Genomic DNA, 12,664 nt, shown 5'->3' with positions numbered 1-12,664 from the left:
AGAAGCGGCGTCGGGACCGGAACGCCGGTCAGGGGCGGGTCCGGCCGTAGCCGGGGTCAACCGCTTCCGGGGCCATGTTCAGCAGTTGCGCGGTCTGCTCCACTACCACATCGTGGATGAGCTCCGGCAGTTCGGCCCGCAGCCGGGCGGCCGCCTGGACCGGCTGCCGGAAGACGGTCACCACGGCCGGGCGGCCCGGCGCGGCCGGCGTGAAGCTGCCCAGGGGCGCGGCCTGACCGCGGGCGAGCAACTCTTCGAGTCGGGGCGGAATGTCCTCGACCACGAATTGGGCTGCTTCGACCCGCTCCCCCCAGAAGTACGCCAGCCGCTCGGCGGACTCCGCGACCCACGCCTCGAACTGTTCGGACCTGGTCAGATGCCCGGGCAAATTGGCGGGCAGCAGGTCGCCGCGCAGCCCGCGGCCGCGGCGGTTCCGGCGTCGTGCGGCAAACGGACGGCGCCAGCCACCGCCGTCGCTGTCCAGCGAGAGGGTCAGTGATGGTCCGTTTTCCATATACCGACTTTAAGCCCGGGGACCGGAATAAGGCACCCGGGCCCCGCGGCGGTGCGCCGAAGCGTCCCGCGGCGTCAACGCGACCCGGCCCCGGCAGCGTCGCTCCGGAGCACCCGGCAGCGGTGCGACGTCCGGCGGGCGGCGTCCGGCGGGCCGCGTCCGCGCGACCCGATTGTGACCTAATCTTCGACCACCGGCCCGCGCCGGTGGTCGGGAAGGAGGGAGGCCCGGAGTAGGATGCATTCTCGTGGGATCCATTCGTCAATGTTCACGCTCGGCCTGTCAGCGGTCGGCCATCGCTACTTTGACGTACGTGTATGCCGATTCCACCGCCGTGCTGGGCCCGCTGGCAACCTATGCCGAGCCCCACTGCTACGACCTGTGTGCCGAGCACGCCGAACGGCTGACCGTGCCCCGCGGCTGGGAAGTCATGCGGCTGGCCCTGCCCGAGCAGGCGCCGGTCCCCAACCCCGACGACCTGTTGGCCCTGGCCGACGCCGTGCGGGAGGCGGCCCGCACTCCCGAGGTGCCCGACGAGGCGCCCCAGCCGCGCGGCCAGCGCGAGCCGTTGGAACCGCCCGCGGGCGCGGCGGGCACCCGGCGCGGGCACCTGCGCATTCTGCGCGGACAACCCTAGGGCGATACGCTGGGAGACGGGCAGCGCGCCGTGCCGGCAACCTGCCGTCCGCGGCGAAGCCCCGCGCCGCCGGCCGCCGGAAGCGGACGCAGCCGAAGCTGCTGGAGATCAAAGGACACCATCGCATGGCACATCTGACCCCCGAACTGCTGGCGGTTTTGCGCTGCCCGGCTACCGGTTCATCACTGGTCCAGGAGGGCGACGAACTGCTCTCGACCGGCCGCACCGCCGCCGGAGACCGGCTGCACTACCGGATCGAAGACGGCATCCCGGTGCTGCTGCCGCAGACCGCCCCCGCCGGCGGCGCCCTTGATTCAACCAACGACGGCGCCGCTGCCTCCCCCAACGACGGCCCCGCTGACCACGCTTAGGAGCATTACTGTGACGTTCGATTACAAGGTCAAGGACCTCTCGCTGGCAGCCGCCGGCCGCCACCAGATCCGCCTGGCGGAGCACGAGATGCCGGGCCTGATGGCCCTGCGCGCAGAATTCGGCGAGGCCCAGCCCCTGGCCGGCGCCAGGATTGCCGGTTCCCTGCACATGACGGTGCAGACCGCGGTCCTGATCGAAACGCTGACCGCGCTCGGAGCGGAGGTTCGCTGGGCCTCCTGCAACATCTTCTCCACCCAGGACGAGGCCGCCGCAGCCGTCGTGGTGGGCAACGGCACGCCGGAGGAACCGCAGGGCGTTCCGGTCTTCGCCTGGAAGGGGGAAACGCTCGAAGAGTACTGGTGGACGGCCGAGCAGATCCTGACCTGGCCCGGCGCCGACGAAAACCCCGAGCTGGGACCGAACATGATCCTGGACGACGGCGGCGACGCCACGCTGCTGCTGCACAAGGGCGTGGAATTCGAGGCCGCCGGCGCCGTCCCCTCGGCCACCGCGGAGGACCCGCACGAGTACACGATCATCCTGGACGTGCTGCGCGCCTCGCTGGCCAAGGACCCGCAGAAGTTCACCCGGGTCGCCGCCGGCATCCGCGGCGTCACTGAGGAAACCACCACCGGCGTGCACCGGCTCTACCAGCTGGCGGAGCAGGGCCAGTTGCTGTTCCCGGCGATCAACGTCAACGACGCAGTGACCAAGTCCAAGTTCGACAACAAGTACGGCATCCGCCATTCGCTGCCCGACGGCATCAACCGGGCCACCGACGTTCTGATGGGCGGCAAGACGGCGGTTGTGTGCGGCTACGGCGACGTCGGCAAGGGCGCGGCCGAGGCGCTGCGCGGCCAGGGCGCCCGCGTCGTCGTCACCGAGATCGACCCGATCTGCGCCCTGCAGGCCGCGATGGACGGCTACCAGGTCACCACCCTGGACAAAGTGGTGGGCGAGGGCCACATCTTCATCACCACCACCGGCAACAAGGACGTCATCATGGCGTCCGACATGGTGAAGATGCGCGACAAGGCCATCGTGGGCAACATCGGCCACTTCGACAACGAAATCGACATGGCGGGCCTGGCCGGCGTCGAGGGCGTACAGAAGGTGGAGATCAAGCCGCAGGTGCACGAATGGGTCTTCGATGCCGGGCTGGCGACCGAGCGCTCCATCATCGTGCTCTCCGAGGGACGGCTGCTGAACCTGGGCAACGCCACCGGGCACCCTTCGTTCGTCATGAGCAACTCGTTCGCCAACCAGACCATCGCGCAGATCGAGCTGTTCACCAAGCACGGCAAGCCGGCCGAGGGTTCGGCCACCGGCGAGCCCGAGTACGCCAACCAGGTCTACGTGCTGCCGAAGGTGCTCGACGAGAAGGTCGCCCGGCTGCACCTGGACGCGCTCGGCGTCGAACTCACCGAACTGACCAAGGAACAGGCCGAGTACCTGGGCGTGGACGCCGCCGGCCCGTACAAGCCGGACCACTACCGCTACTGATCCAGACCGGGAGGGCCGACGGCGGGCGTACGTCCCGCCGTTAGCCGTCCGGTTGAATGGTTACCGGATTGTTGGGCGGGCTCGCCCGCAATAACCCGTCCCTTCGGCGCCGCCCGCCCTACGATGGAGGCAGGGTGCTGTTGTGCCCTGCAGCGGCGGTTACCCGCCGCGGGGGTCTCGTGAGTTGGGTTGGGATGACTGAGGAAAAAAAGAAGCGCAAGGGCCTTAAGATCGCCCTGCTGTGCATCGTCGGAGTGCTGGTGGCAGCCGCCGCGGCCGTCACTGCGGCAACCATGGCGTCGCCCACGTTCGCAGGCCAAATGGGACGGGTGTTCGCCGCCGCCCCGGCCGAGCGGCAGGGCTTCTCCGCGCCGGTCGTCAAGGCGATGTCGGTCGGTGTCACCCCGGCAGACAAAGCCGTGGAGGTTAACCCCGCCACCGTGGCCACCATTACCGCCAAGAACGCCTCCATCAAGGACGTGGCGTTGGCGCCGGCACAGGGCGGCGAACCGATCGCCGGGGAGCTGTCCGCAGACGGCAGCGTCTGGAAGGCAACGGAACGCCTGGACTTCCTGACCGAATACGAGTTCAGCTACACCCTGGTGGACCGCGCCGGCACCGAGACCGTGAAGCAGCAAAGCTTCACCACCGTGCTCGCTCCCAACCAGGCCGACGGCTGGATGTACCCGCTGGACGGGCAAAGCGTGGGCATCGCCCAGCCGCTGGAGTTCAACTTCAGCGAACCCGTGCTCAACAAGGAAGCGGTGGAGGAGGCCATCTCCATCACCACCTCCGCCGGGCAGAAGGGCGAGTTTTACTGGTACTCCGACACCAAGGCCCGCTTCCGCGCGGAAAGATACTGGGAGCCGAACAGCACCGTGACCGTGGACATGGAACTGTTCGGCGTGGAGTTCGGCAACAACATGATCGGCATGAACGACGAGAAGATCACCGTCAACATCCTCGATGACCGCCGGGCGATCGTGGACAACAAGACCAAGACCATGAAGATCTACGTGGGCGGCGATCTGGCCAAGACCTTCCCGGTGACGCTGGGCGACCCGAACTGGCCGTCCAGCAAGGGCATCCACCCGATCATGGACATGCATAAATCGCTGCCGTTCAACCCGCGCAGCATCGGGCTGAAACCGGGAGACCCGGACTGGTACGAGCCGTTCGACGCCAAGTACGCCAGCCGGTTGAGCAACAGCGGCGAGTTCGTCCACACCACCCTGGACCCCTCCGCCCTGGGCGTGCGCAACATTTCCCACGGTTGCGTGGGCATGTCCGAAGCCGGCGCCCGGTACTTCTACGAGACCATGCGGACCGGGGACATCGTGGATATCCGCAATACCGACGGCGGGTTCCTGGACCCGACGGACGGTTTCGGGGACTGGAACGTGGACTGGAAGACCTGGACGTCGCAGGACAAGGGGTAGCCGTCCCGCGCCCGGCGGCTCGGCGGCCACCGGGCGGACCGCGCGGCCGCGCCTAGTCCCGGAAGGGCAGGGAATGCAGCCGGGCGCCACGCCGGGCGGCGCGCTCCTGCTGCCGTGACAGCCGGACGAAGTCGCGTTCGCGCCGTTCGGCCATCACGGCCAGCAGGTACATTTCCGGCGGTGTCCCGGCCGGCGGCGGGGGAGAGACATAGCCGGACGCCTCGTTGGCCAGGGTCGTGGCCAACCGGGCCCGGGAGGCCGGAATCATCTTGGGCGCCTGGGAGAGGAACTGGATAATCCGCCGGGCCAGCGGCTCCGGCAGCCGCCCCATGTCGGCGAGCTTTACCCAGGGGGCCAGCTGCGGGGGAATTTCCGGCAGGATCTTCGGCGCGACCGCGACCCGTTCCCGCATGCTGTAGGTGCCCGCCAGCAGGTCGCCGAGCCGCTTGGACCTGTCATTGAACAGGGCCACCATGAAGGCCACCGAACCGAGCAGGATATACAGCTCGAAGACCGCCACGAGGCCGCGGATGAGCGCATGCCGGAACCGGATGGCACCGCCGTCGTCGCGCACGATCCGCAGGCCCATGACCCAGCGGCCCAGCGACTTGCCGCGGGTAAGGGTCTCGACGGCTATGGGCACCCCGACCAGGAAGAACAGCACCACGGCGATGACCAGCGCGCGGGCGGCCGCGGCGTCGAACCCGACCTCGAGGGTCTCCGCCAGCAGCACGAAGGCGGCGATCAACAGGATCACGTTGGCCACCACGTCGATGATCGAGCTCAGCGCCCGGACGCCGAACGACGCCGGCCGCAGTTCCAGCACTACCGCCTCGCCGGTGATGACGTTGCTCATCGGATCCCTTTCCCGGGCGGTCTGTGCCGCCCGGTTCCACTCTATCGATCCGGGGCGGCGGGCCGGGCGGCCGCCCCGGATCTTCCGCGCGCGGCGGCTAGGCTAGGAGCGTGGATATCGATGCCTTCGCCGCGGTGCATGAGCACGATTGGCAGCGGCTGGACGAACTGAGCGCCAAACGCAGGCTCACCGGCACCGAGGCGGATGAACTGCTCGTGCTCTACCGGCGCACCTCAACCCACCTGTCGATGATCCGGTCGGTGGCCGCCGAGGGCCAACTGTCGGCGGCCCTCTCCACACGCCTGTCGCGTGCCAGGACGCGGTTCACGGGGGCCCGCTCCAACTTCGCCCGGGACGTGGCGGAGTTCTTCGTGTTGTCGCTGCCGGCCGCGTTCTACCGCCTGCGCTGGCTGACCGTGGTCATCGGTGCCCTCTTCGTCCTGGTCGCCTGGCTGTTCGGCGCCTGGGTGGCGGGAACCCCCGAGGTCATCAAAGCGATGGGGTCCAACGAGGACATCCGGCAGTACGTGGAAGAGGACTTCGTCAATTACTACTCGGAGAATCCCAACGCCTCCTTCGCCGGCATGGTGTGGACCAACAACGCCTGGATTGCCGCGCAGGCGGTGGCCTTCGGAGTGACCGGACTGTGGGTGCCGTACATCCTGTTCATGAACGCCCAAGGGGTGGGCATGGCCGGCGGGATGATGGCCGCCTACGACCGGCTGGACGTCTTCTTCCTCTACATCCTGCCGCACGGGTTGATGGAGATGACCGCCATCTTCATTGCCGGGGCGGCCGGACTGCGGATCTTCTGGTCCTGGGTCTCGCCCGGCCGGCTCACCCGCACCGCCTCGCTGGCCCGGGAAGGCAGGTCGCTGATTACCGTCGCCCTGGGACTGGTCCTCGTCCTCCTGATCTCCGGCCTGGTCGAGGGCTTCGTGACCCCCAGCCAACTGCCGGACTGGCTGCGCCTGGGCATCGGTGTGCTTGTGCTGGCCGCCTACTGGATGTACACCCTCGTGGTGGGCCGGCGGGCCTACCTGGCGGGGGAGCGCGGCGACCTGGGCCGGTTCGACGCCGGCGAGGCGGCCGCCACCGGGTAGCTGCCGTCCGGGCAGGCGACGGGGCAGACAGCCGACGGGGCAGGCAGGCGACGGCCGGGCGGGCCGCCCCCGGGGTGGCAACCGTGAAGCGCCGCCGGCCGGCGGTAGTCTCATAGGCAGATAGGCCAGCGGCACAGAAAGAGGCGACGGACGTGGCAGTCGAAGACGTGAAATCCGGCGGAGACGAACGCAGGGCACGGACAGCGCCGGGAGAAGCCCCTGGCGCTGAACCGGAGCGCGCCCCCGCGCCTCCGGTCCCTGCCGTCAACGGCCGGTTCCGGGACGGCGCCAACCCGCTGCCCATGCGCCGGCCCAGCCGGCTGCCGGATTTGAGCGCCGTGGCGACCGGCCTCGGCACCGAGCGCGACGGCGGTGCCCCGGACAGCGCCGGAACGCGGCCCCGGAGCGACGGGTCCACGCAGCCCGACGCCGGGGCGCGGGCCGCCGGAGGAGCGGGCGCCGCCGCCGAAGCCGCCCGGGTCGGAGCCCCCGTGCCTGCCGGCCGAGCCGCCGGTGCCCCCGCGGCCGGACGGCCGGATCCGGCCGGAGCAGCAGACGCCGCACCGGGCGACGGCCGCCGGGGGACCGGCACGGCCGCCGCTGCCGACCAGGGCCCGGCTGCCCCGAAGCCGCTGCCGGCGCGCCCGCCCATGCCGCCCGGTGGGACGACCGCAGCCGCGGCCGGCAGCGACGCCAACCCGGCGACCGGTGCGCTCTCGGTACGCCCGCCGCGCTCCGAGGTTGTCCGGCGCACGACCGAGCGCGACGAGGCAATGAACGCCAAGCCGCTGGCCGGACGGATCCTGCAGGTTGTCCTGGCGGTGCTGTTCCCGCCGCTGCTGATCATCGGTGCCATCCGGCTGGTGGCCACGCCGTTGTTCCTCTGGGCGGAATACCACCGCCCCGGGTTCCCGGCCGACAGCTTCGGCTTCAGCACGGAGGAACGGATGACCTACGGCTCCTATGCGGTGGACTACCTGCTGAATTTCGCCGGCCCGCGATACCTGGGAGACCTCTCCGGCCCCCACGGCGGCAGCCTGTTTTTGGACTCCGAGGTCAGCCACATGGCCGACGTGAAGGGCGTGTTCCTCGCGACCATGCTGGCCGGGGCGGTCATGCTGCTGCTGGCCGTCGTCGCAGTGGTCTACCTGGCCCGCCGCTACCACGGGGGGATCCGGCGCGGCCTGTTCGCCGGTTCCGCCGCGACACTGATCCTGGTCCTGCTGCTGGGCGTCCTGGGGGCGCTCAACTGGCAGCAGTTCTTCACCGAGTTCCACCGGATCTTCTTCGCCGACGGCACCTGGACCTTCTTCGTGGACGACACCCTGATCCGCCTGTTCCCGGCCCAGTTCTGGATGGACGCCGGAATCGTCATTGCCCTGCTGGTGCTGATGGTCTCCTCGCTGGTGCTGGCGCTGACCTGGCCGACCCGCGCCCGGCGGAACCGGAGCGCCGCCGCCGCCGAAGAACAGCGCCGCCGGCACGAACTGCTGCTCGCCCGCGAGCAGGACTAGGCGGCGGCTGCCGGCCAGGGCCTAGCGGTACAGGGAATCGATCTCGCCGGCGAAGTCTTCCAGCACGGTGACGCGCTTGAGCTTCAGTGACGGCGTCAGGTGCCCGGAGGCCTCGGTGAGGTCCTGCCCCAGGACCGCGAACTTCCGGATCTGCTCCGCCCGCGAAACCAGCTGGTTGGCCTGGTCCACGGCCTGCTGCAGCTCGGCCAGGACCGCCGGGTCTTCGGCGGCCTCGGCCAGGCCGACCGGCCGGCGGCCGGCCGACGAAAGCCAGCCGGCCAGGCCCTCTTCGTCCAGGGACACCAACGCCCCGACGAACGGGCGTCCCTCGCCGACCACCACCGCCTGGGACACCAGCCGGTGTTCGCGCAGCGCGTCCTCCAGCGGACCCGGAGCGACATTCTTGCCGCCCGCCGTTACCAGCAGCTCCTTTTTCCTGCCGGTGATGGTCAGGTAGCCGTCGTCGTCCAACGTCCCGACGTCCCCCGTGCACAAGAAGCCGTCCCGAAAGTACTCGGCATTGGCGTCGTCGTTATTGTGGTAGCCGCGGGTGATGCCGATGCCCTTGATCAGGACCTCGCCGTCGTCGGCGATTCTGATGGTGGTGCCGGGCAACGGCAGTCCCACGGTGCCGATCCGGTTGGCGCCGGGCAGGTTTACCGCCGCAGGGGCAGTGGATTCGGTGAGCCCGTAGCCTTCCAGGACCGGCACGCCGATGCCGGTGAAGAAGTGCGCGAGCTTTGGATTCAATGCGGAAGCGCCGGAGACGGTGTACTCCACGTGCCCGCCGAACGCCGCGCGCAGCTTTCCGTAGACGAGCCTGTCGAACACGGCATGCCGGGCCTTGAGGGCCAGCCCGGGCCCGGCGCCGGTGCCGCGTGCCTGCGCATCCCGTGCCCGGGAGTAGGCGACCGCTGTCTGCGCCGCGGCGTCGAAGATCCTGCCCTTGCCGCCGTCGTGCGCTTTCTGCCGGGCGGAGGCGTAGACCTTTTCGAACACGCGCGGAACCACCAGCAGGAAGGTGGGCTGGTAGGTGCGCAGGTCCTCAATCAACTCCGCCATGCTGGACGTGTGGCCCATCTTCACTCCGGCGGTCAGGCAGATCACCTGCACGGCCCGGGCCAGCACGTGGGCCAGCGGCAGGAACATCAGCGACTTCGCGTCCGGGCGCTTGAGGATGTCCGCCAGGAACTCCACGGTGTTGACCGCCAGTTCCGCGAAGTTGCCATGCGTGATGATGCAGCCGCGCGGCCGGCCGGTGGTGCCCGAGGTGTAGACCAGCGAGGCCGCGTCCTGCATGCCCCGGGAGGTCCGGCGCAGTTCAAGTTCCTCGTCGGTGACCGCGGTTCCGCGGGCCTCCAGCTCGGCCAGCCCCTCGGCCTCCCCGTCCAGCTGCCAGACCGGAAGCGCGGCCGGCAGCCCGGACATGGCCTGGCGCACCACGGCGGCCTTGGCGGCGTCCTCGGCGAACACCAGCTTCGCCGCCGAGTCCTGCAGGATCCACTGCACCTGGTGCGGGGACGAGGTTTCGTAGATAGGAACCACCACCGCGCCGGCGAACCAGCCGGCCAGGTCCACCACCGTCCACTCGAACCGGGTCTTGGACATCACGGCAATGGTGTCTCCGGTTTCGATGCCGGAGGCCATCAGGCCCTTCGCCACGGCGCTGACCTGGGCCAGGAGTTCGGCGGCCGGAACATCGGACCAGGCGCCGTTGCGCTTGACCGCATAGAGCGCCCGCTGCGGGTCGCGCTGATGCTGGGCCACCAGGATGTCCGTCAGGTTGGAGCCGGCCGGCATCGCTGCCAGCACTTCGGTTACTGCTTCGCGCACGTCGTGCCCACTTTCTGAATCCGGTAAAAGTCGTGTTGTCCGGCCTGCATCAAATCCAACTTGGCATCCACATCCGCCAGCGCCACTGGTCGTAGCCGATCATCTCTGCGGTCCACACCGGCAGGAAGAATGCCGACACCGCGAGTGCGGCCGCCACGAAGAGCCCGACCACCAGCACGCCTTGGCGCCGGCGCCACGGCGGATCCGTCGCCCGGCCCAGCGCCAGCCCGAGCACGTAGGTCAGGGCCAGGACCAGGAACGGCTGGAAGGCGATCGCGTAGAAGAAGAACGTGGTCCGGTCGGGGTAGAGGAACCAGGGCAGGTAACCGGCCGCGACTCCCGCCAGAATCGCCCCTGCCCGCCAGTCCCGCCGCCCGGCCCAATAGAAGAGCAGCACCAGCAGCGAGGCGGCCGCGGCCCACCAGATGAGCGGGTTGCCGACCACCGTGACCGCCTCGGAACAGCGGGTGGCCGCCTCGCACCCGCCCTGGCCGGCTTCTTCGGCATGGTAGTAGAACGACGTCGGGCGGCCCATGAACAACCAGGTCCAGGCATTGGATTCGTACGGGTGCTCGGAATCCAGGCCGTTGTGGAAGGTGTAGGCGCTGCGGTGATACTCGGCCAGCGAGCGCAGCCAGTCCGGCAGCCACCCCCAGGCCGCGGACGGGTTCGACGCCGCCCAGTTGCGGTCGTAGGCATCGTCGGAGCGCAGCCAGCCGGTCCAGGCCGCCAGATAGGTCACCGCCGCGGCCGGAATCATGGTGAAGAACGCCGGCACCCCGTCCCTGATCACGCCGGCGGAAAACCACTCCCTGATCCCCGCGGCACGCCGGGCGCCAAGGTCCCAAAACACGCACATCAGGCCAAACACCGCGACGAACGCCAGCGCCGACCACTTGGTGCCCACGGCCAGCCCGAGGCAGACCCCCGCAGCCAGCCGCCACGGCCGCCAGAGCACCCAGGGACCGTACAGCAGCCGCGAAGGGGGCGGCACCCCGGAGGGACCAGCCTGCCGGGCGATTTTCGCGGCCAGCCGCCGTCGCCCGTCGAAGCGGTCCAGCAGCAGCGCGCCGAAGGCGGCGACCACCCAGAACATGAGGAAGACGTCCAGCAAAGCCGTCCGGGAGTGGACCAGATGGTGCCCGTCGATGGCCGTCAGCAAACCGGCGACCCCGCCCAGCGCCGGCGACTTGAACAACGCCTGTGCGACCAGGGCGATCATCAGGATGGACAGCGTGCCGGTAAGTGCGGCGCCGAAACGCCAGCCAAAACCGTTGTCGGAACCAAAAAGCCACATGCCGGCGGCGATCATCCACTTGCCCACCGGCGGGTGCACCACATATTCGGGGGTATCGAGGAGGACGTCCGGATTGCCCGCGTTGAAGGAGTCGTTGGCGTCCTTGGGCCATTCGCGTTCGTAGCCGGATTGCAGGTAGGAGTAGGCGTCCTTGACGTAGTAGGTTTCGTCGAACACCAGCGAACCCGGTTCACCCAGGCGGTAGAAACGCAAAACCCCGCCGAGGACGGCCGTGAGCACGGGGAGCAGCCACGCCCAGGGCCCGAACCGGGCCGGAAGACCGAGCAGTCGGCGGCGCAGCACTGCCTCGCTGAAGGCCCGTCCCGGCGATTCCAGCCAGCCGTGGCGGGGGACAACCGCCGCCGGCGGAGGTGTGGTTCGGGTCACGGCCATCATGTTACCGGCCGGTAGGTGCAGGGGTGTGCGGCGCCACAGGCCGGGACGTCGGCTGCCGGACGGCGGTCCTCGCTGCAGTGGGGCACATACCGACTCTATATAAGGCGCCGGTGAAAGAGGGCAACGCCGCAGGTAGGGTTGTCCATGTGAATGAGCAGGAACGGGGCGTCCCGGCAGGGGGGCAGCCAGGACAGATCGTGTTGGCCGGAACGCCGATCGGCAACGTCGGGGACGCCTCCCCGCGGCTGGTCGAGCTGCTCCAAACGGCCGATGTAGTCGCTGCCGAAGACACCCGCCGCCTGCACAAACTCCTGCAGCGGCTGGGTATCACGGCCGCCGGCCGGATCATCAGCTACCACGAACACAACGAGGCGACCCGTACCGCAGACCTGCTGGAGCTGGTCCGTGCCGGCAGCACCCTGGTGATGGTGACCGACGCCGGCATGCCGGCCGTCTCGGATCCCGGTTTCCGGCTGGTGGAGGCGGCCGTGGCGGAGGGCCTGCTGGTCACTGCCGTGCCCGGGCCGTCGGCCGTGCTCACGGCGCTGGCGCTGTCCGGCTTGCCCACCGACCGCTTCACCTTCGAGGGCTTCCTGCCCCGCAAGCAGGGGGAGCGCGCCGGGCGGCTGGCGGAGCTCGCCGCCGAGCGCCGGACCATGGTCTTCTTCGAGGCGCCGCATCGGCTGGCGGCCATGCTGCGGGCCCTCGACGCCGGATTCGGCCCGGGCCGGCGGGCGTCGGTCTGCCGGGAGCTGACCAAGCTGCATGAAGAAGTGCTGCGCGGTACGGTCCGGGAACTGCTGGAGTGGGCCGAAAGCCATGAGGTCCGGGGCGAAATCGCCGTGGTGGTTGCCGGCGCGACGGAAACAGCGCCCGAACAGCCCGAAGACCACGTGGACGGCGTCAACGCGCTGGTGACGCAGGGTGCCCGGCTCAAGGACGCCGTCGCCGCCGTCGCGGCCGATGCCCGGGTGAGCAAACGCGAGCTCTACGCCGCGGTCCTGGCCGCCCGTGCTCCCGGCGGGCGCTGACTCTCAGCGAAGCGGGTGCCGCCGGATGTCCTGGATGTCGTCATCTGCACGCTCTGTGACCCTCACCCGGCCGCCGGATTGGTATTGTCGATCTGCACAGTAGGTGCCGTGGAACGTAGTGCACCCTCGCATTTACACCCGTGAAGCGGAGCACCTACCGTGAAGGAAA

General features: G+C 69.5%; 11 protein-coding genes. 7 read left to right on the top strand and 4 right to left on the bottom strand.

Annotated features, from left to right (window positions below; translation table 11 throughout):
- Positions 1–28 precede the first annotated feature (28 nt).
- Entirely contained in the window at positions 29–514 is a 486-nt protein-coding gene (locus AC5RVG_RS14380; protein ID WP_494014355.1) for a metallopeptidase family protein, read from the bottom strand.
- 247 nt (positions 515–761) lie between these two features.
- On the opposite strand from AC5RVG_RS14380, the gene AC5RVG_RS14375 reads away from it, so the two are divergent.
- The 4 genes from AC5RVG_RS14375 to AC5RVG_RS14360 all read left to right on the top strand — a co-directional run bounded on the left by AC5RVG_RS14375 (position 762) and on the right by AC5RVG_RS14360 (position 4,465).
- Positions 762–1,151: a DUF3499 domain-containing protein gene (locus AC5RVG_RS14375; protein WP_494001441.1), complete on the top strand. Its 390-nt coding sequence runs from the start codon at positions 762–764 to the stop codon at positions 1,149–1,151.
- 125 nt (positions 1,152–1,276) lie between these two features.
- Complete coding sequence (locus tag AC5RVG_RS14370; protein WP_494001440.1) at positions 1,277–1,522, top strand: Trm112 family protein; 246 nt, start codon at positions 1,277–1,279, stop codon at positions 1,520–1,522.
- A 10-nt stretch (positions 1,523–1,532) separates the two neighbouring features.
- On the top strand, positions 1,533–3,026 hold the full coding sequence (gene ahcY, locus AC5RVG_RS14365; RefSeq protein ID WP_494001439.1) for an adenosylhomocysteinase: 1,494 nt from the start codon (positions 1,533–1,535) through the stop codon (positions 3,024–3,026).
- Between the two features lie 194 nt (positions 3,027–3,220).
- Complete coding sequence (locus AC5RVG_RS14360; protein WP_494014354.1) at positions 3,221–4,465, top strand: L,D-transpeptidase; 1,245 nt, start codon at positions 3,221–3,223, stop codon at positions 4,463–4,465.
- Between the two features lie 52 nt (positions 4,466–4,517).
- Here the strand turns inward: AC5RVG_RS14360 and AC5RVG_RS14355 are convergent, their stop codons facing one another.
- Positions 4,518–5,321: an RDD family protein gene (locus AC5RVG_RS14355; protein WP_494014353.1), complete on the bottom strand. Its 804-nt coding sequence runs from the start codon at positions 5,319–5,321 to the stop codon at positions 4,518–4,520.
- A gap of 110 nt (positions 5,322–5,431) precedes the next feature.
- On the opposite strand from AC5RVG_RS14355, the gene AC5RVG_RS14350 reads away from it, so the two are divergent.
- Together AC5RVG_RS14350 and AC5RVG_RS14345 are read left to right on the top strand one after the other, a co-directional pair.
- On the top strand, positions 5,432–6,424 hold the full coding sequence (locus tag AC5RVG_RS14350) for a stage II sporulation protein M (RefSeq protein WP_494014352.1): 993 nt from the start codon (positions 5,432–5,434) through the stop codon (positions 6,422–6,424).
- A gap of 152 nt (positions 6,425–6,576) precedes the next feature.
- Positions 6,577–7,938: a TIGR01906 family membrane protein gene (locus tag AC5RVG_RS14345; RefSeq protein ID WP_494014351.1), complete on the top strand. Its 1,362-nt coding sequence runs from the start codon at positions 6,577–6,579 to the stop codon at positions 7,936–7,938.
- 21 nt (positions 7,939–7,959) lie between these two features.
- On the opposite strand, the gene AC5RVG_RS14340 is transcribed toward AC5RVG_RS14345, so the two are convergent.
- Together AC5RVG_RS14340 and AC5RVG_RS14335 are read right to left on the bottom strand one after the other, a co-directional pair.
- Complete coding sequence (locus tag AC5RVG_RS14340) at positions 7,960–9,771, bottom strand: AMP-dependent synthetase/ligase (protein WP_494014350.1); 1,812 nt, start codon at positions 9,769–9,771, stop codon at positions 7,960–7,962.
- Positions 9,772–9,820: 49 nt separating this feature from the next.
- A complete protein-coding gene (locus AC5RVG_RS14335; RefSeq protein WP_494014392.1) occupies positions 9,821–11,461 on the bottom strand; it encodes a dolichyl-phosphate-mannose--protein mannosyltransferase in 1,641 nt (546 codons plus the stop codon).
- A gap of 149 nt (positions 11,462–11,610) precedes the next feature.
- On the opposite strand from AC5RVG_RS14335, the gene rsmI reads away from it, so the two are divergent.
- Entirely contained in the window at positions 11,611–12,495 is an 885-nt protein-coding gene (rsmI, locus tag AC5RVG_RS14330) for a 16S rRNA (cytidine(1402)-2'-O)-methyltransferase (protein WP_494014349.1), read from the top strand.
- Positions 12,496–12,664: the final 169 nt, after the last annotated feature.

It is taken from the genome of Arthrobacter senegalensis (genome assembly GCF_059091765.1).
This window is presented reverse-complemented; position numbering and strand designations above follow the sequence as displayed.

Bases quoted from the DNA above. Each gene is read 5' to 3' on its own strand.
- AC5RVG_RS14380 (WP_494014355.1), bottom strand. From the start codon at position 514: ATGGAAAACGGACCATCACTGACCCTCTCGCTGGACAGCGACGGCGGT.
- AC5RVG_RS14370 (WP_494001440.1), top strand. From the start codon at position 1,277: ATGGCACATCTGACCCCCGAACTGCTGGCGGTTTTGCGCTGCCCGGCT.
- AC5RVG_RS14360 (WP_494014354.1), top strand. From the start codon at position 3,221: ATGACTGAGGAAAAAAAGAAGCGCAAGGGCCTTAAGATCGCCCTGCTG.
- AC5RVG_RS14355 (WP_494014353.1), bottom strand. From the start codon at position 5,321: ATGAGCAACGTCATCACCGGCGAGGCGGTAGTGCTGGAACTGCGGCCG.
- AC5RVG_RS14335 (WP_494014392.1), bottom strand. From the start codon at position 11,461: ATGGCCGTGACCCGAACCACACCTCCGCCGGCGGCGGTTGTCCCCCGC.